Below are 22770 nucleotides of genomic sequence, written 5' to 3'. Positions count from 1 at the left end.
ATGCGCGTGATCGGCCTGATGTCCGGCACCTCCTACGACGGCATCGAAGCCGCCGCCGCCGAGTTCGAGCTGAGCGGCGACGCCCTGCGGATGCGCCCGCTGGGGCGGCTCAGCCACCCGTACCCGGACGAGCTGCGTGCCCGGATCGCCGCCGCCCTGCCACCCGCGCCGACCACCACCGAGGCGATCTGCGTGCTGGACACCGGCATCGGCCAGGCGTTCGCCGAGGCCGGCACGCGGGCCCTCGCCGAGCTGTGCGAGGGTCGAGCCGACCTGGTCGTCTCGCACGGCCAGACCATGCACCACTGGGTCGAGGGCGGCGTGGTCCGGGGCACCCTGCAACTGGGTCAACCGGCCTGGATCGCCGAGGCCACCGGTCTTCCGGTGGTGGCCGACCTGCGCAGCCGGGACGTCGCCGCCGGTGGCCAGGGCGCACCGCTCGTCGCCCTCTTCGACACGCTGCTGCTGCGCGGTCTGCCGGGCGTCCCGGCCGCCCTCAACCTGGGCGGGATCGCCAACATCACGGTCGTCGCGCCGGACGCCGACCCGCTCGCGTTCGACACCGGGCCGGCCAACGCGCTCCTCGACGCCGCCGTACGCCACTTCAGCGACGGCGTCGAGGAGTACGACCGGGACGGACGCGGGGCAGCCGCCGGGCAGGTGAGCCCGGCGCTGCTGCGGCGGCTGCTCGACGAGCCGTACTACCGGCTGCCCGGCCCGAAGAGCACCGGCAAGGAGCTGTTCCACCTCCCGTACCTGCTCTCCGCCCTGGCCGACGTGCCCACCCCGGACCCGCGGGACGTGCTGGCCACGCTCACCCGGCTGACGGCGGTCACGGTGGCCGACGCCTGCCGCGCGCACGGCGTCACCCGGCTCGTGGTCTCCGGCGGTGGGGCGCACAACCCGACCCTGATGGGCATGCTCGTCGACGAACTGCCGGGCGTCGACCTGACGTCCAGCGACGAGGTGGGTGTCGCGTCGGACGCCAAGGAGGCGTTGGCGTTCGCGCTGCTGGGCTACCTGACCGTGCACGGGCTGCCGGGCACCCTGCCCTCGGGCACCGGCGCACGGCACGCCTCGGTGCTCGGCAGCATCACCCCCGGTCGCGAGCCGCTGCGGCTGCCCGCGCCCGCCGGCACCGCCCCGACCCGGCTGCTGATCGTCGCGTCCGACTGACCGCCCCGCACGGGAGGATCCGCCCATGAGCACCGTCGTACCCGCGCCGACCGCCGCCGGCGTCCGCGCCCGCGAGGTCGCCGACCTGCTGCGCTCTCGTCTCGACGACCCGAGCCGGGCCAGCGCCGAGCTGCCCCGGCGGCTCGCGGCGGCGCACGACGCCTCGCCGTACCTGTTCGAGCCGCAGGCGGTGGTCCGCGCCGCCTCGGCGGTCGAGGTGGGCGCACTGATGGCCGGCGCCCGGGAGGCCGGGGTGCCGCTGACCCTGCGCGGCGGCGGCACCAGCCTCGCCGGGCAGGCCGGCGGCGCGGGGGTACTTGTCGACGTGCGCACCGACTGGCGCGACGCCGAGGTGCTCGACGACGGGCGGCGCATCCGGCTCCAACCGGGGCTGACGATCCGGCAGGCCAACGCCCGGCTGGCCCGCTACGGCCGACGACTCGGCCCCGACCCGGCCAGCGAGGCCGCCTGCACGGTGGGCGGCATGGTGGCCAACAACTCCAGCGGAATGACCTGCGGCACCACCGACAACGCGTACCGCACGATGGAGTCGCTGCGTTTCGTGCTGCCGTCCGGCACCGTCGTCGACTCCGCCGCCCGCGACGCCGACGACCGGCTGCGCTCCGCCGAACCCGAGCTGCACGCCGGGCTGCTGCGGCTGCGCGACCGGGTGCGGTCCGACCCCGGCTCGCGCGCCACCGTCGAGCGGCTGTTCGCCATGAAGAACACCATGGGGTACGGGCTGAACTCGCTGCTCGACCACAGCAGCCCGGTCGACATGCTCGCCCACCTGATGATCGGCAGCGAGGGCACACTCGGCTTCGTCGCCGAGGCGGTCTTCCGTACCGTCGAGATCCGCCCGCATGCCGCGACCGGGCTGCTCATCCTGCCCGGTCTCACCGACGCCACCGACGCGCTGCCCGCCCTGCTCGCCGCCGGCGCGCGTACCGCCGAACTGCTGGACGCGGCCGCGCTGCGAGTCAGCCAGCGCGACCCCGGCGCGGGCCCGGCCCTGCGCGGGCTGACCGTCACCGGTCACGCGGCGCTGCTGGTGGAGTTCGCCGAGGACAGCGCGGAGCACCTGGCCGCGACGCTCGCCGACGCCCGGGTAGTGCTCGAACGGCTGCCCGCCGTCACCGGCACCGAGCTGACCCGGGACCCGCGCGAACGGGCCAAGCTCTGGCACCTGCGCAAGGGCCTCTACACGGCAGTCGCCGGGGCCCGCCCGCCCGGCACCACGGCCCTGCTGGAGGACATCGCGGTGCCGATGCCCCGACTGACCGGCACCTGCGACGGGCTGATCGACCTGTTCGAGCGGCACGGCTACCCCGACGCGGTGATCTTCGGACACGCCCGCGACGGCAACCTGCACTTCATGCTCACCCAGTCCTTCGACACGCCGGCCGAGATCGACCGCTACGCGCGGTTCACCGACGACATGGTCGACCTCGTGCTCGCCGAGGGCGGCACCCTCAAGGCCGAGCACGGCACCGGCCGGGCCATGGCGCCCTTCGTCCGCCGGCAGTACGGCGACGAACTGTACGACGTGATGCGTGAGCTGAAGCGGCTGTGCGACCCGACCGGCCTGCTCAACCCGGGCGTGCTCCTCAACGACGACCCGAGCGTGCACCTGCGGCAGCTCAAGTCCGTGCCGACGGTCGACGAGGAGCTGGACGCGTGCGTGGAGTGCGGCTACTGCGAGCCGGTCTGCCCCACCGCCGACGTCACCACCACGCCCCGGCAGCGCATCGTGCTGCAACGGCAGATCGCCCTCGCCACCGCCGCCGGTGACGAGGAGCGCCGCCGCGAGTTGACCGACGACTACGCGTACGCGGCGGTGGACACCTGCGCCGCCGACAGCCTCTGCGTCACCGCCTGCCCGGTCGGCATCGACACCGGCGCGGCGATGAAGCGGCTGCGCGCCGAGCGGCACAGCCCGCGCGCCCAGCGCACCGCCGCCGGTGTCGCCCGGCACTGGAAGGCCGCCGTGACCGGAGTCCGGGTCGGCCTGAACACCGCGCACGTCACCCCGACGCCGGTCGTTCGCGCCGCCACCGGCGTGCTCCGTTCCCTCGGCGGCACCGAACTCGTACCGCAGTGGAGCGACGACATCCCGCGGGCCGGCGCGCCCCGTCCCACGCCACGCAGCGCGCCCGACGCCCGGGCGGTGTTCTTCGCGGCGTGCATCGGGAGCGTCTTCGCGGCCCAGGACGGCGGGTCCGGCGGCTCGGCTGCGGCGTTCCTGCGCCTGTGCGAGCTGGCCGGGGTGCCGGTGGTCGTACCGGCCGGCACGGCGGGGCTGTGCTGCGGGACGCCCTGGCAGTCCAAGGGCTACCCGGCCGGGCACCGCGAGATGGCCGAGCGCACCCTGGCCGCGCTCTGGGCCGCGAGCGACCAGGGCCGGCTGCCCGTCGTGTCCGACGCGTCGTCCTGCACCCACGGCCTCGCGCAGTTGACCACCGCGCTCGCCGAGGACGACCGGGCAGAGTACGCCGGGCTGCGCTTCGTCGACAGCGTCACCTTCACCGCGCAGCACCTGCTGCCGGCGCTGCCCGAGCCCCGGCGGCTCGGTTCGCTCGCGCTGCACCCCACCTGCTCGACCGTGCACCTCGACGGCGTCGACGACCTGCACACGGTGGCCCGGGCGGTCGCCGACACGGTGACCGTGCCGGACACTTGGGGCTGCTGCGCCTTCGCGGGCGACCGGGGGCTGCTGCACCCCGAGGTCACCGCCAGCGCCACCGCCGCCCAGGCCGCCGAGGTCAACGAGCGCCCGCACGACGCGTACGCCTCCTGCAACCGCACCTGCGAGATGGGCATGAGTCGGGCCACCGGGCAGCCGTACCGGCACGTGCTGGAGGTGTTGGCCGAGGCGGTCGAGCCGCCGGCCTAGGTCCGGACGGTGTCCGCGCGGCGCAGCAGCGCGGCGGCGAGCAGGCCACCGGCCAGGACAGCGGCGGCGCCGACCAGTTGCCCGGTCTCCAGCGCGGAGGCGAAAGCGCTGGTCACCGCCGCCCGCTGCGGTCCCTCCTGTGCGGCGGCGAGCGCCGCCGGAAACGAGTCCGCGCCGGCCAGCGCGGCGGGCAGCAGCGCCGCGAACCGCGCGTTCAGGACGGCACCGAGTACGGCGATGCCGAGGCTGCTGCCGACCTCGGTCATGGTCCCGTCCACGCCGGCGCCGGCACCGGCCTTGTCGGCCGGGATCGCGCTCATCACGGCCTCCACGATCGCCGGGTTGGCCAGGGCGCAACCGACGCCCATGACGAGCAGGCCGCCGAGCAGCACCCCGTACCCGCTGTCGGACCGGAGGGTCACCACCGCGAGGCCGGCCGCGAGCAGGGTCATACCGACGGCGATGGCGGCGGCCAGCCCGATACGGCGGATCACGGCGGCCGCGACCCCACTGATGTTGAGCAGCACGATGGACAGGGCGAAGGGGGCCATGCGCAGGCCCGCCTCCCAGGCCGGATAGCCACGAACGAACTGGAGATGCTGGGTCAGCAGGAAGAGCGCGCCGGTCGCCCCGAAGGTGACCAGGACGACCCCGGACACCGCGCCGACGAACCGCCGGTTCCGGAAGAAGTGCATGTCCAGCATCGGGTGGGCGATCCGCCGCTCCCAGCGGACGAACCAGCCGAGCAGGAGTACGCCGACACCGGCCGTGCCGACCACCTCGGGCGAGGCCCAGCCCCGCTCCGGCCCGGCGATGATCGCGAAGACGACCGCGGTCAGCCCGGCGGTGGAGAGCGTCGCGCCCCACACGTCGAGGCGGCCTGCGGCCGTACCACGGGACTCGGGCACGAGTGCCCGCCCGACGAGCAGGCAGACCAGCACGATCGGAACGTTCAGCAGGAAGATCGCGCCCCACGGCAGATGGGCCAGGATGGTGCCACCGATCGGCGGCCCGACCGCGAAGCCGAACGCGCTGGTGGCGGCCCAGATGCCGATGGCCCGGGAGCGTTCGGGGCCGTCGAAGACCTGCATCGCCACCGCGAGCGTCGACGTGACCAGCAGCGCGCCGCCGACGCCCATCCCCGCTCGCGCGGCGATCAACTGGCCGCTGCTGCTCGCGAGGCCCGCCGCCAGTGAGCCGAGTCCGAACAGGACGAGTCCGGCGAGCAGCATCCGGCGACGGCCGTACCGGTCGGCGGCGACACCCGCCGTCAACAGCAGTCCGGACAGGGCCAGGGCGTACGCGTTGATCATCCACTGCGCGTCGGCCGTGCTGGCGCCCAGTTCGCTGGTGAGCACCGGCACCGCCACGGTCAGCACCGTGTTGTCCAGCACCACGACGAGTTGGGCGACGCAGAGCACGGCCAGGATGAGCCAACGGTGTGGTGGCCGGACCGCCGTCGTGGGGACGGCGACCGGCTGGGTGAGCGTCACACCGCCGCCCGTACGTCGTCCGCCGGAGCGCGCTCGGTCGAACTGCGCTCGGTCGGCGGCTCGGAGGCGGCGTGGGGTGTACGGGGGAACCGACGCTGGTGCGCCAGACCGAGGGCGACCCCGGCGGCCACCAGCACGACGGCGGCGATCGCCACCGGCGGGTAACCGAGCCGGTCAGCGGCCGCCAGGCCCACCGAGGAGGCCACGAACGAGCACACCAGGCCGAACGACGACAGAACGGTGAAGTCCGTGCCACCGGTTCCCGGCCGCGAGTAGTCCATGTTCACCGTGTAGAGCACGACGTTGGCGATCGTGTAGGCCACCATGAAGCAGCAGAGCGCGGTGACGGTCCCGCCCAGTGGGGCACGACCGTTCAGCAACGGCAGCAGCATCGTCGTGGACACCACGAGGGCCACCCCGCCGGCCACGAGCATCGTGCCGCGGCCGAACCGCCCGACGCCGACCCCGGCGACGAGCCCGGCCACGATGGCCGGCGCGCTGGTCACCACACCGGTCACCACCCCGATCCGGCCCAGCGACCATCCCGCGTCCACCAGGGCGGGCGTGACCAGGGCGTACGCCATGCCCGCGCCGACGTAGACAAGCGGCACGACGCCGAAGGTCCACCGTCGGCAGCCGGGCTGACCGAACACCGACAGCAGCGCCCGGTAGGCGACACCGACGCGCTCGACCCGGTCGGTACGGGGTGGCTCGGAGAACCGCCACACCACCAGCAGCCCGACCGCGGTCAACGCGGCCAGCAGGCCGACCGCCGGCACCCAGCCGAACCGGTCGTAGACCAGCACGCAGGCGCCACCGCCGAGCAGGTTGCCGAGGTAGCTCGCCGCCACCTGAATGCCGTTGCCGGTCCCCCGGTCCGCCTCGTGGAGCATCCGGACGGCGACGGCGTCCACGGCGATGTCCTGGGTGGCGGAGAAGAAGACGTACGCGGCGCAGATGGCAATGACCGGACCGAGCGCGTCGGCGGGACGGGGAAACGGCAGCAGGGCCAGCAGGGCGAGCACCAGAGCGCTCTGGAGGACGAGCAGCCAGGACCGGTAGTGGCCACGGCGATGGGAGCCGTACCGGTCCAGGATCGGCGCCCACAGGAACTTGACGGGCCAGATCACGCCGACGACCTGGAGGAGCGCCAGCGTGTCGAGCGACGTGCCGCCGTCGCGCAGGATGGCGGTGAGGCCGACGGTGATGAAGCCGATGCCGAGGTACTGGGTGACGTAGAGCGCGGTGAGGGTGCCGAGCCGGCCTCTCACGGGGCTCTCCAGTAGCCGAGTGAGGTCAGCCGGTTCTTGTCCACGCCCAACGTCCGGCGGATGTGTCGGGTGATGCCCCGGGTGGTGGCCGCCTCGCAGGCGACCCAGTAGTGGGCCGCGTCGTTCGCCGGCAGATCGGAGCGGACGGTGTCGACGAGGTGCTGGCCGTCGGCGTCCCGGGGCACCCAGGTGACGTCGTGATGTGCGCGGGCGCGCGGCGTGAGGGCCTTCTCGCCCTCGTGGGCGTACTCGAGCCAGATCGTCGCCGGGATGTCGGCGCCGGCGTCGAGCAGGCTGTTGACGGCCGGCAGGGAGGCCGCATCACCGACCAGGTAGAGGTGCTCCGGCGCGGGGTCGGGCAACTCGAAGGCGCTGCCCTGCACGGTGGCGACGATCGTGGCGCCCACCTGCGCCGAGGTCGCCCAGCGTGCGGCGCAGCCGTCGTGGATGGCGAACTCGAGACTGAAGCGGCCGGTGGCCGGGTCGGGGTCGACAAGCGTGTACGCCCGCTGGTGCGTCCGCCCGTCGTTGTCGAACCACAGTCGGACCCACATCGTGGGGTGGACGCCGCACTCCGCCAAAAGGCCGCCGTCGTCCAGGAGCAGCCGCTGGTAGTGCCCGTCCACCGACTCGGTGGCCCGCACCGTCAACTGAAAGTCCCGGCCTCCCATGGCCTTGAGGACCAGGGCTTCCCAGTTCCGCTTCACGCACCCCTCCAGGTAAGGCGAACCTTTGTTAGGGCAGGCTAACCTACCTCCGCCGCCGGCGGAACGCGTGTCCCCCTCGCGACACCTCGGCCCGCAGCCAACAAAGGAGCACGACATGACATACCAGGAGAAGATCACCGGCCTCGGCGAGTTCACGTTGACAGCCGTGGTGCCCGACCGGGACGCGGCGCTCCTGCACCGCTGGGTCACGCTGCCCCGCAACTCGTTCTGGGGAATGGGCTCGCACACCCTCGACGAGGTCCGCGAGATCTACACCTTCGTCGACGGCCTGCCCACCCACCACGCGTACCTGATCCGCGTCGACGGGGAGCCGGTCGGCCTGTTCCAGACCTACCAGCCCGAGGCGGACCCGGTCGGCGAGCGGTACGTCGTACAGGCCGGGGACATCGGGATGCACCTGCTGCTCAGCCCGGCCCGCCACCTCGCCCGTGGCCTGACCGACGCGGTCGGCCCGGCCCTGGCCCGGTTCCTGTTCCGCGACCCGGCCGCGCAGCGGATCGTCGTCGAGCCGGACGTCCGCAACCACCTCGCGCTGCGCCGCCTGGAGATCGAGGGCTTCACCTTCGACGCCGAGATCGACATGCCGGACAAGCGCGCCCAGCTCGCGTTCCTCACCCGGTCCCGCTTCGAGGCCGACCACCCGGCCGCCTGACCACCGGATCAGCGATTCGCGCTGAGGAAGCCGATCAGTGTCGCGGCCCACCAGCCGAGCTGGGAGGTGAGAGCGGCGGCGACGCCGGGCAGCAGAGCGGACCAGCGCGGGTCGCCCTGGACCGCGACGAGTCGATCCCGTAGCCGGCCCAGGAAGAGCCCGTTGACGCCGACCACGAGCACCGCGACGAGCTTGACCCAGACCAGCGCGGAGGAGGTGTCCGGTCCCAACGCGACGCCGCTGACGACGAGACCGACCAGGCCCAGCCAGATGAGCGGGTGAGCGGCCCGTGCCGCGTTCAGCACAGCGTCGAGCGGTTCGCGGCGCAGCAGCCAGCGCAGGCTGAACCAGTCCACCGTCAGCACCGCGCCGAAGCCCACCACCAGGCAGGTCAGGTGGCAGAAGAGGGCGAGCATCCGCCCGCCCGGCGAGAGGGTGACGTGCGGCGCGGCGAGGATCGCGAGCAACCACCCGAGGCCCACCAGCGCGGTCGCTCCGACCAGGGTGGAGTGGCCCGTGGCACGCCGGTGACCACCACGCCAACCCGCCGTCGGTGCGGTCGGGGCAACGCGGCCGGGCGGCACCGCCCCACCGGTACGACCTCGCCGGGCGCTTCCCGCGTACCCGGTCGTCGCGGCGCGATGGGCAGCCCGCGGCACCCGCGCCCGACCGTCGACGGTGTCGTACAGGTCAGTGGTCCGCATCGTCGGCCGCGCCGGAGCGGCCCGCGAGAGCGCTCAACTCGGCGGCCCGCGTCGCCTGGATCCGGCCGGCGAGCGCTCTCACCTCCGGACTGCCCCCGGCGTTCTGCTCCCCTCGACACAGCACGACCGTCTGCTCGAGGTGCGCCCGGAGCAGACCGACGGCCCGGGACGGCACCTCGCTGTCGGGGGCGGTGCGCAACTCGGCGAGACGGTCGTCCGTCACCATGCCGGGCATCTGGTGCCCCTCGTGGATGTTCTGTTCCGGGACGTTGCCGGCGGCCAGCAGACGCCGCAGCTCCGACGCCTCGGCCCGGTGCGCCGTCCGGATGTCGCCGAGGACGGCACGCAGCGCGGGGTCGGTGGCCGACGGACGGGTGTCGAGGTGGTCGATCAGCGCGAGGGCGCCCTCGTCCATCGGGAGCAGCAGTTGGATGAAGGCGTCGTCGGTGCCGTTGAGCAGCACCGACGCGGCGGGCGCGGGAGCCGATGACGCGGGCGCGGCGGGTTGCTCGGTGCGGCTCGCGTTCCGGGTCAGACCGACGGCCAGCGTCGTCGCGACCAGGGTCACGGCGACGCCGGCGATCCGCCAGGCGGGGGCCTTCGACGCGGAACCGGTCATCAGCGCGCGGCCTGGAACGCGCGGCCGATCGCCGTCGCCTTGTTGCCGTCGCTGAACAGCCCGGACTTGTCCTTGTCGGTCGCGGGCAGGCCGAACCAGGCGTACCGCTGCACGTAGGAGAGCTGGCCGAGCATGCTGGTGGCCGCGGTGAGGAAGGCGGCCTGCTGCTCCTGGCTCGGGAAGTTCTGACCCCCGCCGTCGTAGCGGATCAGCGCGAACTCGGTCAGCCAGATCGGTTTCTTGTAGCGCTGGTACACGGCTTGCAGGTACTGCCGGAGCTGGCTCACCGCCGCGGCCGTCGTGAAGTCGCCGCCGTACCAGTGCAGGGCGATGAAGTCGACGCGGTGACCCCGGGCCTCGGCACCGGCCATGAACCGGCCCAGCCAACCCTGCGGATCCGCACCGCCCCAGGCGACCGCCGGGCTGCTCAGTTTGCTGCCCGTCGCCATCAGTTGCGGCCACAGGTCCAGCGCCTGCTCGACGGTCATGTTCGCCTGTTCGGACAGGTCCGGCTCGTTGAAGCCGAGCAGGTAGGGGCCGGCCGCCCGGGCCCGGGCAAGGTCCGTGGCGTTGACGTTCTCCGCGCTACGGATCATGGGGACGAACGTCGCGCCCCGCGGAGTGGTGATGCCGGGATGCTGGGTGCCCCAGGTGTAGTACCAACCGGCCTTCGAGTTGGCCAACGCCTGACTCGCGCCCGCGAAGTTCCACACCCCGACGCCCTTGCGCGCGGAGCTGACCGCCGGCACCACCGGCGCCTTCGAGGGCGATGGACGCACGCTCGGTGACGGCGCCCTGCTGGGGGAAGCGACGACGGTGGGCGAGGCGGGCGGCGCGGCGGCCCAGGAGGGCGCCGCCTGTGGCGCGGCAGCCGGATCGGCCGGCAGGAGCACCACCAACGCGGTGACCGCGGTGACCGCCACCGCCACCGAAGCGGCGAGGGACGGCAGGAGGCCACCGGGCGCCTGCGCCGCCAGGCCGGCGGCGCTCGACGACGGCCCCACGGCCGGTACGACGGCAGCGGGCACGGTCGCCTGCGGGATGTGGGCGCTGAGGCCGGCCGGCAGCGGCAGCAGCGACATCCCCGCGAGCAGCCGATCGATCGGCAGGAAGGCGGCGCCGAGGCGTCCGCAGAACGCGCAGTCGCGGACGTGCCGCGCCAATCGCTTGCGCCACAGCGGGCTGGGGTTGCCGTCCCACTCGGCCGTCAGGGCGTGCAGGTCCGGGCACCCGGGTCGTTCGTGCAGTGCGCGGACGACACCGCGGGCGCTCTGGATCTGCTCCTTCATCCGGTGGATGCGTACCGCGACGTGCCCCGGCGACAGATTCGCCGCCTCGGCGATCTCGGTACGCGTCAGCTCGCCGGTCTCCTCCAACCACCACAGCGAGAGCAGTTCCTGGTCGTCCGGATCGAGCCACCGGGTGGCCTCGGCGACCTCACGTCGCTGGTCGGTGAGACCGAGCCGGAGGATCGTCATCCCGGCGAAGTCGGAGGCGGGGTCGGGCACGTTGTGGATCGCGTCCAGCCCGGCGTCCCGGTTGAGGGCGAGCCGTCGACGCTGGTCCCAGTCGCGCACCTGCCGGATGGTGATCGCCACCAGCCAGGACCGGTACGCCGTCGGGTCGTTGAGGGTGGGCAGGTGCCGGATCACCCGTACCAGAGTCTCCTGGACGACGTCGTCGACGTCGGCGTGGCCGCGCAGCGCACGCCCGACGATGTTGTAGACCAGCGGAAGCGAGGCCGCCACGACGTCGTCGAGAGCGCGCCGGTCGCCCTGTCGCGCCGCTACGACCAACCCGGGATCGGCAACTGCCCGACCGGCTGACGACATGGGTTCCACTCCTTGTGCGCTCGGTCCGAACAGCGCCTGTGCGCGCTGACCGCCTCCTGATCGGAGACGAGCGGTGGCAGGTCACATTACGGTTTTCTGCTCGGACCGGACACCGGCTGCGTGCGTCGGGCGTGATCTGTCCGACTCACCCTGCCGGGCCCGGCCGACACCGTTACGGTCGAGGCTGCGGCGAACGGGTGCGGTGCGCAGGAACGGGGACGGGACATGACGGTTCAGATCGACCTGACCGGTAGGACCGCGCTGGTCACCGGCTCGACCCAGGGCATCGGCGCGGCCATCACGGTCGGGCTCGCCCGGGCGGGGGCACGGGTGGCGGTGAACGGCCGTACCGCCGCCGGCGTGGAGCGCGCGGCGAAGGCGCTGCGCGACGAGGTCCCCGGCGCGGAGGTCGTCGAGGTGGACGCGGACGTGTCGACCGACGAGGGCACGGCGCGCGCGCTCGACCTGCTCCCGAGCGTCGACATCCTGGTCAACAACCTCGGAATCTTCGGACCCACCGAGCCGCTGGAGATCTCGGACGACGAGTGGCGTCGCTACTTCGAGGTGAACGTGCTGGCCGGTGTCCGGCTGACCCGCGCCTACCTGCCGGCGATGATGGACCGCGGATGGGGACGGGTGCAGTACATCGCCAGTGACTCGGCCGTCGTCATCCCCACCGAAATGATCCACTACGGCGTCTCGAAGACCGCCCTGCTCGGCGTCTCGCGCGGGTTCGCGAAGGCCGCGGCCGGCACCGGCGTGACCGTGAACTCGGTGCTCGCCGGGCCGACCCACACCGGCGGCGTGGAGGACCTCGTCGCCGATCTCGTGGGCGACAGCCTCCCCTGGGACGAGGCCCAGCGGGAGTTCATGCGGCTGCACCGGCCGCAGTCGCTGCTCCAGCGGCTCATCGAGCCCGAGGAGATCGCCAACATGGTCACGTACCTCGCCTCCCCGCTCGCCTCGGCGACGACGGGCGCGGCGGTCCGGGTCGACGGCGGCTATGTCGACGCCATCGTGCCGTAACGGCGGCCGGGTGCTCAGAACTGGACGACGTGGCCCATCCGTGGGGGCGTACGACCGGCGAGGACGTCGAGCCAGGCGTCCCGCAGCGCCTCCGGACCGTGGCTGACCCGCACGTCGAGCCACCCGCTCACCATCGGGACGAACCGCTGCCAGGCGTCGGTGAACCGCGCGTCGAGGCCGTCGCGTCCCCAGTCCTGGCTGCGCTTGCGCATCTGCACCGGCGCGAAGAAGACCTCGCCCGCGGCCTCGGCGTTTGGCGTCTGGGTGGTGAGCCCGACGGCGATGTCCCGGACGAGCCGGTCGCCGAGGTGTTCGCGGAGCGCTGCTCGGGTCGCGGGCGCGCCGGACAGGTCGAGGTACGCGGTGTCGACCACGTCGAGGGTGTCGATCTCGTCGTACGGGACGACGTCGTCGTAGCAGCCCAGTGACCGCGTGAACGCCACGTTGCCGGGCGAGGTGAGACCGATCAGGCGCGCGCCGCGGCCGTGCAGTTCGCAGGCGGCGGCGTACGCCGTCTTGCTCGACGCCGACGACAGCGCCAGCGACCGCGCGCCGTAGAAGTCGTTGTCGACGACCTGGTCGGCCAGCATGAAGGAGGTGAAGAAGAGCGGCCGGAACAGGACCAGCAGGTCCTCCTGCTCGGCCTGGTAGGCCGGGTCGCCGTCGGTCGCCCGGTACGCGTTGTACGGCGAGGGCAGGCCGGCGCGGTGCGGGCTCGCGTCACGGAACCCGGACGCGTCCACCCGGTCCGGCCGGACCACCAGGTGGCCGGCGGACGGTAGGTAGCCGTAAATCCGTTGGCCCACCTCGACGCCGTCGACCGTCGACGCGACCACCTCGGCGAACCCCCACAGCGGCACGAGCCCCCACTGTGGATCGAGCCCGCGCGGGTCGGGCGGGAAGAACTCCCAGTAGCGCATCGCCTCGCCGAGCACCGCGTAGGTCACGTTGTTGGCGGTGAGGCCGACGCGGTCGACCCGCAGCAGCGCCGCACCGTCGGGCAACCCGGGCAGTTCGTCGTCGGCGAGGGTGGTCCGGGAGAGGTCGTCACGGGCCACGGCGAAGGTCCACGAGTCAGCCATGGTGTGACGCTAGACAGCCTCACAGTCACAGACAAGTGCACTGGGAGTGCAAAATCCCACTCGACGGTCAGGGGTGCGGCGCGGTGACGTGGCGCAGGTGCCCCAGCGGCAGGTGCCGCGGCTGCCACTCCAGGATCAGGGCCGTCGCGTCGTCGTCGAGCTGCTCGTCCTGGTACGCGAGGACGGCGCGTACCAGCCGCCGCATCGTCTCCGGGCTGGGCAGGCTGTCGTTGAGGGCACGGTCGACGAAGTCGACGAGCCGGTCCAGCCCGAACCGCTCCCCGTCGGCACTGCGCGCATCGGTGATGCCGTCGGTGTAGGCGAGGAGGCGGTCACCCGGGTGCAGCTCCTCCTCGTACACCCGGGGCCTTCTCTCCGACAGGTGACCGAGGCCGAGCGGCAGCGCGGTCGGCCCCGGCAGCTCCCGGATGGCCTTGCCGTCGCGCAGCAGCATGGCGCCGGGGTGCCCCGCGTTGATCAGCCTGAGCCGGCCGGTCCGCCGGTCCAGCTCGGCGAGCAGCGCGGTCGCGAAATAGTTCGGGTGCTCCGAGCGCACCCAGCGGTCGATGCTGATGGCCGTGTCGACGAGGTCGAGGCCGGATCGGCGGGCGTTGCGGTACGCGCTGACCACCAGCGAGGCCAGGCTGCTCGCCCTGATGCCGTGGCCACAGGTGTCGAAGAGTCCGACGCTGAGAACGTCGCCGTTCAGCGCGTAGTCGAAGATGTCCCCGCCCACGTCGTAGCACGGTTCGAGGATCGCGGTGATCACCAGATCGTCGGTCGCGAAGGTCAGCGGCGGCAGCAGCCCCCACACGATCTCGGCGGCGACCTGCATCGGCAGGCGGCGGCGCATCCGCTCGACGACATCGCCGTAGAGCCGGCGGTTCACCAGAACCTGGGCGACGTTGACGGCCAACTCCCAGGCGGGCCCGTCCAACGCCGGGTCACCCGCGGCCGGCGACACGACCTCCAGAACACCGAGCCGCTCACAGCCGAGCAGCAGAGGCACCCAGAGCCGGTCCGGGGCTTCGGCGGCTCGCTGCACGTCGAGGGTCGTGAACGCCCGACCGGCCAGGGTCGTCTCGATCGTCAACTCGTCCCGGGTCAGACCGGCGCCCAGCATGGGCACGAGGCAGGACTGCGTGTAGTCGGCCAGATAGATCACGATCTCGGTGGCGCCGACCGACGGCGCTGCCCGGGTGACGAGGAGCGACAGCTCGTCGGGCCCGCCCCGGGGTGCGTTGAGCTGCAGCCAACGCGCCGCGTCGCCAGCGTCGACCACGCTCCCACCTCCCCGTGTCCTGACCACCCTAGGAGCCCGGGAGCGAACTGCCAATGTGCGCCTGACCTCCCCCTACCTTCACCCATTCATACTTTCGGCTAGTAATAGATCGCACTTTCGGGTAGCGTCGGCGCTGGCACGTGAACGACATGACGCGGTGGCGAGGCCCGGGTTGTGGACCCTCCTCGACTGCGCATCCCGTCCGTCCATGCGCTCCGGCGACAGCCGGTTCGGATCTCTCTCCGGTCGACCTCGCTGATGGGCACCCCGTGGAGAGGACCGATCCCATGGTCACCACTGTGGAGCACACAGCCGGCACCACCCGTCGGAGCACCGCCAGCACTGAGGAACTGATCGTCGAGCTGGTCACCACCCCGGCCGACGACCCGCGCCGGCCGGCCCTGCGCGACCGCGCCATCGAGGCCTGGATGCCACTCGCCCGCCATCTGGCCCGCCGCTACTCCGGGCGCGGCGTGCCCGACGAGGACCTGACGCAGACCGCCATGGTCGGCCTCGTCAAGGCCGTCGACCACTTCGACGCCGGGCGCGGCGTCGATTTCAGCGGGTACGCCATCCCGACCATCGCCGGCGAGATCAAGCGGTACTTCCGGGACCGCACCTGGGCCGTACGGGTTCCTCGCCGCCTCCAGGAACTCCGGCTGTCGATCAGCGCCGCCAACAGCACGTTGACCCACACCCTGGGCCGCTCGCCGACGGTCGCCGACATCGCCACCTACCTCGACGTCTCCGAGGAGGCCGTGCTGGAAGGGCTGGAGGGCGCGCGGGCGTACCGCACGACCTCGCTGTCCACCCCCGTGGGCGTCGACGGAACCCTGGAACTCGGCGACACCCTCGGGGTCCAGGACCACGGGCTGGACCTCGTCGACCTGCGCGTGGCCCTGGGCCCGGCGCTCGCCACGCTGCCCGACCGCGAACGCCAGATCCTCAGCCTGCGGTTCCACGGCAACCTGACCCAGGCCCAGATCGCCGAACGGATCGGCGTCTCCCAGATGCACGTCTCCCGGCTGCTCACCAGGTCGCTGGCCACACTGCGCAAGCATCTCGGCGAGGAGGCCGGCTGAGCCGGTTCAGGGTTCCAGCACCACCTTGCCGGGCCGGGTGCGGGCCTCGGCGAAGGCCAGCGCGGCGGAGGCCTCGGTCAGGGGGTAGCGGGCGGCGATCTGCGGCACGAGCACGCCCTGGCGGAGCAGGTCGAGCACGATGCCGAGGTCGGCACGCAGCCGACGCCGGAACGCCGCGCCGCGCGTACGGCGACCGGCCCAGAAGTTGTAGAAGCCGACCCGGTGGCCGTTCGGCAGGGCGTTCCAGGTGTAGAGGCGGGCCAGCAGCTTCACGAAGACCCAGGCGATCGACCGCGCGGCGCCGTTGGCCGACGCGGTGCCGTACACGACGAGCGTGCCACCGGGGGCGAGCAGCCGGTACGAGGTGCGTACGCCCGGGCCGGCCACCGGATCGAAGACGGCGTCGACACCGTCGGGAGACAACTCCCGGACCCGCGCGGCCAGGTCCGGGGCACGATAGTCGAGCGGTTCGACACCGAGCGCCCGCAGCGCCTCGTGGTGTCGCGGGGCCGCGGTGCCGATGACCCGCAGCCCGAGATGGCGTCCGAGTTGGACGAGGACCGTCCCCACACCGCCGTTCGCGCCGTGCACGAGGATCGTCTGCCCGGCCCGCAGCCGGGCCCGGTCCAGCATCTGCCAGGCGGTCACCCCGTTCACGACGACGGTCTCGACCGCAGCCGGGTCCAGGCCGGGCGGCACGATCGTGAGGTCGTCGACGTCCACGACCGCGTGCGTGGTCCAGGCGCCGGTCTTGGTGACCGCCGCGACGCGCGTACCGATCAGCGAGCCGTCACCTCCCGGTCCCACCGCGCGGACGGTGCCGACGAGGTCGTAGCCGGGCACGAACGGGAACGCCGGCTGACCCGGGTAGAGGTCGCGGCGCATGCTCTGCTCGGCGTACGAGATGCCGGTGGCCTCGACCTCGACGAGCGCCTGTCCGGCGGCCGGGACGGGCATCGGCCCTCGGTTGATCTGAAGGCCGTCCGGCTCCACCACGCCGGGCAGCACCACTTCGGTGATCATCTCGCTGCTGGTCATCACTTGCCTCCCCCTGTTTGTGAGTGTGCACTCACTCACTTGTCGTGTGGAAAAAGTGGGCCGCCCGGAGCGGCCCGTGGTCGGACGTGGATCAGGGGTGTCGAATGCCGGCCGTCAGCGCTCTCGCCCACGGCTCGGGCACCTGCTCCAGGCCGGCCGTCACGATCAGGTGGCAGAGCTGCCCGTACGCGAAGAACTGCTGCACCTGGGCATCGCTCGCGCCGGACCGGTTCTGCACGAAGGTGGCGACGCGCTTGTAGCCGGCCCGCACCGCCGCGGCGATCTCGGGTACGTCCGTGACGGCCTGCGCCTGCACCTGGAGCAGCAGGAGATCCCGGTCGGCGATCAACTCGGCGTAGGCGCCACCCATCGCGTCCAGGATCTCGTCCGGACCGGCGTCACCCACGCGCTCCGCGCCCATCTCGAGCGCCGCGACGATCCGCTCGAAGCACGCCTCGGCTGCCGCCACGAACAACCCGAGCTTGCCGGCGAAGAGCCGGAAGACGTACGCCTCGGAGATGCCGGCGGCGGCCGCGACGGCGGTGACCGGGGTGGCGTGGAAGCCGGTGCGCGCGAACGCCGACACGGCGGCGTTCAGAACGACGGCCCGTCGGGCCTCGGCGGTGGATCGCATGTTTGTAAGTGTGCACTCACAAACAAAGCCGCGTCAAGCTCACTCCGACGGATAGAGACGAGCCGGGTCGCCGGGCCGAACGCTGTCCACGCCGTCGTCGGGGGTGCTGGCCGCGATCGAGCCGAGCAGCGCCAGGGAGCGCTCGGACTCCGTACCGGGCTCGGCGTGGTAGATGACCAGGAGCTGCCCCTCGGCACCGGCGACCGCGAGCTTGTCGCAGTACAGGTCGAGATCACCCACCTCGGGGTGGCGCAACCGGCTCACCACGCCCTCCCGCCTGCGTACCTCGTGCCGGGCCCACAACTGGCGGAAGCAGTCGCTCTTGAGCGACAACTCCCCCACCAGAGCCGCCAGCCGGGGATCGTCCGCGTCTGCGGCCGAGTCGGCGCGCATCTGACCCACCACGCTCTGCATCGCCTGCCGCCAGTCCCGGAACAGCTCTCGCTCCGCCGCGTCCAGGAACACCGCCCGGAGCCGGTTCGCGCCCGGAGCGAGATTCGGCGATAGCACCCTCGCCATCCGGTTCGACGCCAGGATGTCGAGGTAACGGTTCTGCACGAACGCGGGCATCGGGAGCTGCCCCACCAGGTGAAGAACGCTGGCCGGCACACGCTCGACGGCCGGCCGGACCGCCCGGCGCGACCGCGGGCGGGTCAGCCCGATCATGTACGCGGTCGCCTCCGGGTCCAGCCGAAGCACCCCGGCGAGCGCGTCGAGGACCTGTACCGAGGGATGCCTCTCCCGGCCCTGCTCCAACCGCAGGTAGTAGTCGGCGCTGATGCCGGCCAGCATCGCCACCTCCTCGCGCCGCAGCCCGGGCACCCGGCGCAGCCCGACTCCCGGGCCGAGACCCACGTCCTGCGGTCGGATCTGCTCCCGGCGGGCACGCAGGAACTCGCCGAGCTGGTTGGTGGCGTCCATGCCGTTGACGGTAGATCGCCCGGCGACCCGGTGACTGGCTGTGTCACTCCCAGGAACACCTCGCCCTGCCGGACGGGCAGAGACCGACGGAGAGTCGTCGTGCGCATATCTGCGGCGACAACGGATAGAGGAACGACATGAGCGACAACATTCCCGGCGGCGCACTGACCCCCGCCGACGGCCTCACCCTGAGCCGGATGGGCTACGGCGCGATGCAGCTCGCCGGCCCGCACGTCTTCGGGCCTCCGCGCGACCGCGAGCAGGCAATCGCCGTGCTCCGCGAGGCGGTCGACCGGGGCGTACGCCACATCGACACCAGTGACTTCTACGGCCCCGTGGTGGTCAACGAGCTGATCCGCGAGGCGCTGCATCCGTACCCCGAGGATCTGCACCTGGTCACCAAGGTCGGCGCGCGCCGCGGCGACGACGCCTCCTGGCTCCCCGCGCTGCGGCCGGACGAGCTGAAGGCCCAGGTCCACGACAACCTCCAACACCTCGGCCTGGACGTCCTCGACGTGGTCAACCTGCGCGTCGGCGTGGCCGAGGGCACCGGCGACGACCCCCTCTCCGAGCAGTTCGGCGCCCTCGCGGAGCTACAGCAGGAGGGTCTGATCCGACACCTCGGGCTCAGCAACGTCACGCTCGCCCAACTCGACGAGGCGCAGGCCATCGCCCCGGTGGTCACCGTGCAGAACCTCTACAACCTCGCGAACCGGCAGGACGACCCGCTCGTCGACCGGTGCGCGGCGGAGAACATCGCCTTCGCCGCGTTCTTCCCGCTGGGCGGGTTCACGCCCTTGCAGTCCGACACCCTCAACGCCGTGGCCGCCCGGGTGGGCGCCTCGGCGCAGCAGGTCGCCCTGGCCTGGCTGCTGCAACGCTCCCCCACCATGGCGCTGATCCCCGGCACCTCGACGCTGGCACACCTTCGGGAGAACCTCGCCGCGGCCGACCTGACGCTGCCAGCCGACGCGATCGAGGACCTCGACACGATCGGCAGCTGATCGCGGGGCCGAACGGGCCGGCGCGTACCCCGGCTCGTGCCGACCCGGCCGGGCCGGCGCTGGCGGGGCGGCCCGGCGCGGGTGGTCCCCGGCGGCCCCGGCCTGGTGCTGGCGTGGCGGCGGACCCGTCCCGGCGCGGACATGGCGGCCCGGCGTGGTCGCGGCCGCGTCGGGTCGGGCCGCGCTAGTGCTGGTGGGGGCGGTTGCGGATGAGGGTGAGCGCGAGGGCGGCGGTGACGAGGAAGACGACGCCGCTGACCCGCAGACCGGCCTGGACCCCGGAGGTCATGGCCTCGGCGAGCGCCGACCGGACCGGTTCGGGCAGCGGCTGGTCCCCGGTCGCGCCGGCGGCCACCGCCGCCTGCACGGCGCTGCGGGTGGGTTCGCCCACCTGGTGGGCGGCGAGGCGGTCCGGCAGGTCGGCCGCCATCGTGGTGGTGAGCAGCGTGCCCAGCAGGGACGAGCCGAGCACCGAGCCGACCTGTCGGGAGGCGTTGACCGCGCCGGAGGCCATGCCGGCCTGGGCGGGGGCCACGCTGGCCAGCGCCGCGGCCGTCGCCGGAGCGACCACCAGACCGCTGGCCGCGCCGAACAGCGCGAACAGCGCCCAGCGGTGGTCGAACGTCGTGGTCGGCCCCTGCGCTGCCAGCCCGAAGCTGGCCACCGCACCGAGCACCAGGCCGACGGTGAGGGGCGCCTTGAATCCGGTACGCCGGATGGTCCGCCCGGCGGCGAAGGCTACGAGGACGTACGCGCCGAAGAGCACCAGCATCCGCCAACCGGTGTCCAGCGGGCTGAGCGCCTGGGCACGTTCATGGAAGAGGACGAGCAGGATCGCCACGCCGGTGAAGCCGAACAGCGACACGGCGGCGACGACCATGACGGCGCTGAACGACGCCGAGCGGAACAGCCGTACGTCGAGCATCGGCGCGCTGGCCCGCAGCTCGACCAGCACGAAGGCGACAAGCGCGACGGCCGCAACGATCCAGGCCGTCGTCACGACTCCGCTGGTGTAGCCGTCGCGTCCGCCCTGGATCATGGCGTAGACCGCGGCGGCGATGGCGACGGTGCCGAGCAGTAGACCGGGCAGGTCGAGTCGTCCCGCGCTGGGCCGCGACTCGGCCACCCCGATCGCGGTGACGACGAGGGTGACCACGCCCAGCACGATCGTCGACACGTAGACGCTGTGCCAGGAGTGCTGGCGCAGCAGCGCGCCGGCGATGAGCGGGCCGATCGCCAGACCGATGCCGGAGGCGGCCGACCAGGCGGTGATGACCTCGGTACGGCGGTGCGGGTCGGTGAACGTCGCGCCGAGGATCGCCAGACTGTTCGGCAGGATCAGGGCACCGCCGAGGCCGGCGACCAACTGGCCGACGATCACCCAGCCCACGGTGGGCGCGCTCGCCACGGCGACGCCGCCCGCGATCATCGCGAGGATGCCGGCGCCGAACATGCGTCGGCGCCCGTAGCGGTTGCCCAGGGTGGCGGCGGACAGCACCAGGCTCGCCACGACCAGGGTGTAGGCGCTGGGGATCCAGATCACGGTGGTGGGGTCGACCCGGAGGTCGGCCTGGATGGTGGTCAGGGCGGAGACCGTGGCCGTGATCTGCAGGAACGTGATCATCGCGCCCAGACACATGGCGATCAGGGTCACGGGACGGGAACCGCGGACGGACGGGCGGATGGCGACGGCCGGCCCGGGCGCGGCTGAGGCTGTGCTGCTGCTGGTCACTGGGTGTCCTCGGGTTGGGTGAGGCTGACTGTTGCTAACACAAGCCAGCAGCGTTCCAGTGAAGCACCTGGCTGCCGTCAACGCAAGCCAGGTAGGCTGGATGGCATGGAGGACCTACGGGACGACCGCGAATCCTGGTCGATGGAGAACTGCTCCGTCGCACGAGCGATGGACATCGTGGGCAGCCGTTCGACGATCCTGATCATGCGCGAAGCGCTGCTCGGGACGCGGCGGTTCGACGACTTCGTCCGCCGCGTCGGAGTCGGCGAGCCCGCCATGGCCGCCCGACTCAAGGAGATGGTCGCCGCCGGCCTCCTCGAACGGATTCCCTACCGGGAGCCGGGCCAGCGCACCCGCCACGAGTACCAACTCACCCGCAAGGGCCACGACCTGCTGCCCGTCATCACGGCGCTGCGCAACTGGGGCGACACCTGGAGCGCCGACGAAGCCGGCCCCGGCATCCGCGCCACCCACCACGACTGCGGCGAGCCGGTCCGCGCGGTGCTCCGCTGCGCCGCCGGCCACGACGTCGAGGAGGGCGAGATCGACATCACCGCGGGGCCGGGCCTGATCCGCCGACAGTGAAGCCTCGCCCCGGCTGCGGGAGCGTGGATGGTGTGTGCGGGGTACGGTCCGCGCAGCGGCACGGACCCCTGCCACCGCCCACGAACCGCAGGAGGAGCGAGATGGAGCTGACCGAACCGACCGTCTGGGACGCGGAGCGGTTGGAGCTCGGCGAGGGGTTGCGCTGGGTCGACGACCGCCTGGTCCTCGTCGACCTGCTGGCCGGGCGGCTGCTGGAGACCGACGGCGACCGGCCCGCTCCGCTACGGGGACTGCGCCGGCTCGACGTCCCGCTCGGCGCGGTCGCCCCGGTGGCCGACCAGCCCGGCGAGTGGCTGGCCGCCGCCGGCACCGGCATCGCCGTGCTGCCCGCCACCGGCGACCCTCGACCGGTCGCCGAGCTGGTCGCCGACGCACCGGAGCCGACCCGGATGAACGACGCCGTCGCCGACCCGCAGGGCCGCTTCTGGGCCGGCAGCATGGCGTACGCGCAGACGCCCGGCGGGGGCACGCTGTTCCGATTGACGCCCGGCGCTGCGCCGGTGTCCGTGGTGACGGGCATGTCCATCCCGAACGGGCCGGCGTTCGACGCCGAGGGCACCACCATGTACCTGGCGGACACGCCCCGTGGCGAGATCGACCGGTTCACCGTCGACCCGGCCACCGGTGACCTGCACGGGCGGGAGCCGTTCGTGCGGCTCTCCCCGGGCGAGGGCAGCCCGGACGGCATGACGCTCGACGCTGCGGGTCACCTCTGGGTCGCGCTGTGGGGCGGCTCGGCGGTCCGCCGCTACCGTCCGGACGGCACCCTGGATCGGGAGATCCAGCTACCGGCGGCACAGCCGGCCGGCATCTGCCTCGGCGGCGCCGACCTGCGGCGGCTCTTCATCGGCACCGCCTCGGTCGGCCTCACGTCGGCCGGCCCGGCGGACGGCGCGCTGCTCGCGGTCGACGTCCCCGTTCCGGGCCTGCCGATCTCCCACGCCCACGCCGCCTGACACGACGCCGCTCGGCCGTGTCGAGGACGCTCGCCCGAC

General features: G+C 72.8%; 20 protein-coding genes. 8 read left to right on the top strand and 12 right to left on the bottom strand.

The annotated features are described in order from the left end of the window. Together ACQPZK_RS03065 and ACQPZK_RS03060 are read left to right on the top strand one after the other, a co-directional pair. Entirely contained in the window at positions 1-1176 is a 1176-nt protein-coding gene (locus tag ACQPZK_RS03065; protein WP_433536835.1) for an anhydro-N-acetylmuramic acid kinase, read from the top strand. A gap of 25 nt (positions 1177-1201) precedes the next feature. After that, on the top strand, positions 1202-4069 hold the full coding sequence (locus tag ACQPZK_RS03060) for an FAD-binding and (Fe-S)-binding domain-containing protein (protein ID WP_433536834.1): 2868 nt from the start codon (positions 1202-1204) through the stop codon (positions 4067-4069). On the opposite strand, the gene ACQPZK_RS03055 is transcribed toward ACQPZK_RS03060, so the two are convergent. The 3 genes from ACQPZK_RS03055 to ACQPZK_RS03045 are packed head-to-tail and all read right to left on the bottom strand — an operon-like array spanning position 4066 to position 7540. After that, entirely contained in the window at positions 4066-5562 is a 1497-nt protein-coding gene (locus ACQPZK_RS03055) for an MFS transporter (RefSeq protein ID WP_433536833.1), read from the bottom strand. The genes ACQPZK_RS03060 and ACQPZK_RS03055 overlap by 4 nt on opposite strands. Then, a complete protein-coding gene (locus ACQPZK_RS03050; RefSeq protein ID WP_433536832.1) occupies positions 5559-6833 on the bottom strand; it encodes an MFS transporter in 1275 nt (424 codons plus the stop codon). The genes ACQPZK_RS03055 and ACQPZK_RS03050 overlap by 4 nt, the downstream gene beginning before the upstream one ends. After that, positions 6830-7540 (bottom strand): siderophore-interacting protein, encoded by a 711-nt coding sequence (locus ACQPZK_RS03045; protein WP_433536831.1) that lies wholly within the window; start codon positions 7538-7540, stop codon positions 6830-6832. The genes ACQPZK_RS03050 and ACQPZK_RS03045 overlap by 4 nt, the downstream gene beginning before the upstream one ends. Positions 7541-7655: 115 nt before the next feature. On the opposite strand from ACQPZK_RS03045, the gene ACQPZK_RS03040 reads away from it, so the two are divergent. After that, positions 7656-8213, top strand: coding sequence for a GNAT family N-acetyltransferase (locus ACQPZK_RS03040; protein ID WP_433536830.1), 558 nt, complete (start codon positions 7656-7658; stop codon positions 8211-8213). 8 nt (positions 8214-8221) lie between these two features. On the opposite strand, the gene ACQPZK_RS03035 is transcribed toward ACQPZK_RS03040, so the two are convergent. The 3 genes from ACQPZK_RS03035 to ACQPZK_RS03025 are packed head-to-tail and all read right to left on the bottom strand — an operon-like array spanning position 8222 to position 11368. Continuing rightward, a complete protein-coding gene (locus ACQPZK_RS03035; protein ID WP_433536829.1) occupies positions 8222-8917 on the bottom strand; it encodes a hypothetical protein in 696 nt (231 codons plus the stop codon). Continuing rightward, entirely contained in the window at positions 8904-9536 is a 633-nt protein-coding gene (locus ACQPZK_RS03030) for a DUF305 domain-containing protein (protein WP_433536828.1), read from the bottom strand. The genes ACQPZK_RS03035 and ACQPZK_RS03030 overlap by 14 nt, the downstream gene beginning before the upstream one ends. Next, on the bottom strand, positions 9536-11368 hold the full coding sequence (locus ACQPZK_RS03025; protein ID WP_433536827.1) for a sigma-70 family RNA polymerase sigma factor: 1833 nt from the start codon (positions 11366-11368) through the stop codon (positions 9536-9538). The genes ACQPZK_RS03030 and ACQPZK_RS03025 overlap by 1 nt, the downstream gene beginning before the upstream one ends. A gap of 225 nt (positions 11369-11593) precedes the next feature. On the opposite strand from ACQPZK_RS03025, the gene ACQPZK_RS03020 reads away from it, so the two are divergent. Next, entirely contained in the window at positions 11594-12394 is an 801-nt protein-coding gene (locus ACQPZK_RS03020) for an SDR family NAD(P)-dependent oxidoreductase (RefSeq protein WP_433536826.1), read from the top strand. A gap of 14 nt (positions 12395-12408) precedes the next feature. Here ACQPZK_RS03020 and ACQPZK_RS03015 read toward each other — a convergent pair whose 3' ends face one another. Further along, positions 12409-13476 (bottom strand): DUF2855 family protein, encoded by a 1068-nt coding sequence (locus ACQPZK_RS03015; RefSeq protein WP_433536825.1) that lies wholly within the window; start codon positions 13474-13476, stop codon positions 12409-12411. A 67-nt stretch (positions 13477-13543) separates the two neighbouring features. Then, positions 13544-14758: a PP2C family protein-serine/threonine phosphatase gene (locus ACQPZK_RS03010; protein WP_433536824.1), complete on the bottom strand. Its 1215-nt coding sequence runs from the start codon at positions 14756-14758 to the stop codon at positions 13544-13546. A 287-nt stretch (positions 14759-15045) separates the two neighbouring features. Here ACQPZK_RS03010 and ACQPZK_RS03005 point away from each other — a divergent pair, with 287 nt between their 5' ends. Beyond that, the gene (locus ACQPZK_RS03005) at positions 15046-15840 is read left to right on the top strand and encodes an RNA polymerase sigma factor SigF (RefSeq protein WP_433536823.1); all 795 of its coding nucleotides are present in this window, start codon (positions 15046-15048) and stop codon (positions 15838-15840) included. A gap of 6 nt (positions 15841-15846) precedes the next feature. Here the strand turns inward: ACQPZK_RS03005 and ACQPZK_RS03000 are convergent, their stop codons facing one another. The 3 genes from ACQPZK_RS03000 to ACQPZK_RS02990 form a co-directional block, all read right to left on the bottom strand. Then, positions 15847-16878, bottom strand: coding sequence for a medium chain dehydrogenase/reductase family protein (locus ACQPZK_RS03000; RefSeq protein WP_433536822.1), 1032 nt, complete (start codon positions 16876-16878; stop codon positions 15847-15849). Positions 16879-16969: 91 nt separating this feature from the next. Beyond that, positions 16970-17512 (bottom strand): TetR/AcrR family transcriptional regulator, encoded by a 543-nt coding sequence (locus ACQPZK_RS02995; RefSeq protein ID WP_433536821.1) that lies wholly within the window; start codon positions 17510-17512, stop codon positions 16970-16972. 39 nt (positions 17513-17551) lie between these two features. Continuing rightward, positions 17552-18433, bottom strand: a complete 882-nt coding sequence (locus tag ACQPZK_RS02990) for a helix-turn-helix domain-containing protein (protein ID WP_433536820.1) — start codon at positions 18431-18433, stop codon at positions 17552-17554. A 137-nt stretch (positions 18434-18570) separates the two neighbouring features. Between ACQPZK_RS02990 and ACQPZK_RS02985 the strand changes: the two genes are divergently transcribed. Further along, positions 18571-19437, top strand: coding sequence for an oxidoreductase (locus ACQPZK_RS02985; RefSeq protein WP_433536819.1), 867 nt, complete (start codon positions 18571-18573; stop codon positions 19435-19437). A gap of 184 nt (positions 19438-19621) precedes the next feature. Here ACQPZK_RS02985 and ACQPZK_RS02980 read toward each other — a convergent pair whose 3' ends face one another. Next, positions 19622-21091, bottom strand: coding sequence for an MFS transporter (locus ACQPZK_RS02980; RefSeq protein ID WP_433536818.1), 1470 nt, complete (start codon positions 21089-21091; stop codon positions 19622-19624). 183 nt (positions 21092-21274) lie between these two features. Here ACQPZK_RS02980 and ACQPZK_RS02975 point away from each other — a divergent pair, with 183 nt between their 5' ends. Together ACQPZK_RS02975 and ACQPZK_RS02970 are read left to right on the top strand one after the other, a co-directional pair. Beyond that, a complete protein-coding gene (locus ACQPZK_RS02975; protein ID WP_433536817.1) occupies positions 21275-21754 on the top strand; it encodes a winged helix-turn-helix transcriptional regulator in 480 nt (159 codons plus the stop codon). Positions 21755-21855: 101 nt separating this feature from the next. Continuing rightward, complete coding sequence (locus ACQPZK_RS02970; protein WP_433536816.1) at positions 21856-22731, top strand: SMP-30/gluconolactonase/LRE family protein; 876 nt, start codon at positions 21856-21858, stop codon at positions 22729-22731. The last annotated feature ends 39 nt before the right edge of the window (positions 22732-22770 follow it).

Source organism: Micromonospora sp. CA-249363, from assembly GCF_050950185.1.
Taxonomy (GTDB): Bacteria; Actinomycetota; Actinomycetes; order Mycobacteriales; family Micromonosporaceae; genus Micromonospora.
This window is presented reverse-complemented; position numbering and strand designations above follow the sequence as displayed.

Excerpts from the sequence above, each read along its gene's own strand:
- ACQPZK_RS03065 (WP_433536835.1), top strand. The coding sequence starts at position 1 with ATGCGCGTGATCGGCCTGATGTCCGGCACCTCCTACGACGGCATCGAA.
- ACQPZK_RS03060 (WP_433536834.1), top strand. The coding sequence starts at position 1,202 with ATGAGCACCGTCGTACCCGCGCCGACCGCCGCCGGCGTCCGCGCCCGC.
- ACQPZK_RS03040 (WP_433536830.1), top strand. The coding sequence starts at position 7,656 with ATGACATACCAGGAGAAGATCACCGGCCTCGGCGAGTTCACGTTGACA.
- ACQPZK_RS03035 (WP_433536829.1), bottom strand. The coding sequence starts at position 8,917 with ATGCGGACCACTGACCTGTACGACACCGTCGACGGTCGGGCGCGGGTG.
- ACQPZK_RS03030 (WP_433536828.1), bottom strand. The coding sequence starts at position 9,536 with ATGACCGGTTCCGCGTCGAAGGCCCCCGCCTGGCGGATCGCCGGCGTC.
- ACQPZK_RS03025 (WP_433536827.1), bottom strand. The coding sequence starts at position 11,368 with ATGTCGTCAGCCGGTCGGGCAGTTGCCGATCCCGGGTTGGTCGTAGCG.
- ACQPZK_RS03020 (WP_433536826.1), top strand. The coding sequence starts at position 11,594 with ATGACGGTTCAGATCGACCTGACCGGTAGGACCGCGCTGGTCACCGGC.
- ACQPZK_RS03015 (WP_433536825.1), bottom strand. The coding sequence starts at position 13,476 with ATGGCTGACTCGTGGACCTTCGCCGTGGCCCGTGACGACCTCTCCCGG.
- ACQPZK_RS03005 (WP_433536823.1), top strand. The coding sequence starts at position 15,046 with ATGGTCACCACTGTGGAGCACACAGCCGGCACCACCCGTCGGAGCACC.
- ACQPZK_RS03000 (WP_433536822.1), bottom strand. The coding sequence starts at position 16,878 with ATGACCAGCAGCGAGATGATCACCGAAGTGGTGCTGCCCGGCGTGGTG.
- ACQPZK_RS02995 (WP_433536821.1), bottom strand. The coding sequence starts at position 17,512 with ATGCGATCCACCGCCGAGGCCCGACGGGCCGTCGTTCTGAACGCCGCC.
- ACQPZK_RS02990 (WP_433536820.1), bottom strand. The coding sequence starts at position 18,433 with ATGGACGCCACCAACCAGCTCGGCGAGTTCCTGCGTGCCCGCCGGGAG.
- ACQPZK_RS02985 (WP_433536819.1), top strand. The coding sequence starts at position 18,571 with ATGAGCGACAACATTCCCGGCGGCGCACTGACCCCCGCCGACGGCCTC.
- ACQPZK_RS02975 (WP_433536817.1), top strand. The coding sequence starts at position 21,275 with ATGGAGGACCTACGGGACGACCGCGAATCCTGGTCGATGGAGAACTGC.
- ACQPZK_RS02970 (WP_433536816.1), top strand. The coding sequence starts at position 21,856 with ATGGAGCTGACCGAACCGACCGTCTGGGACGCGGAGCGGTTGGAGCTC.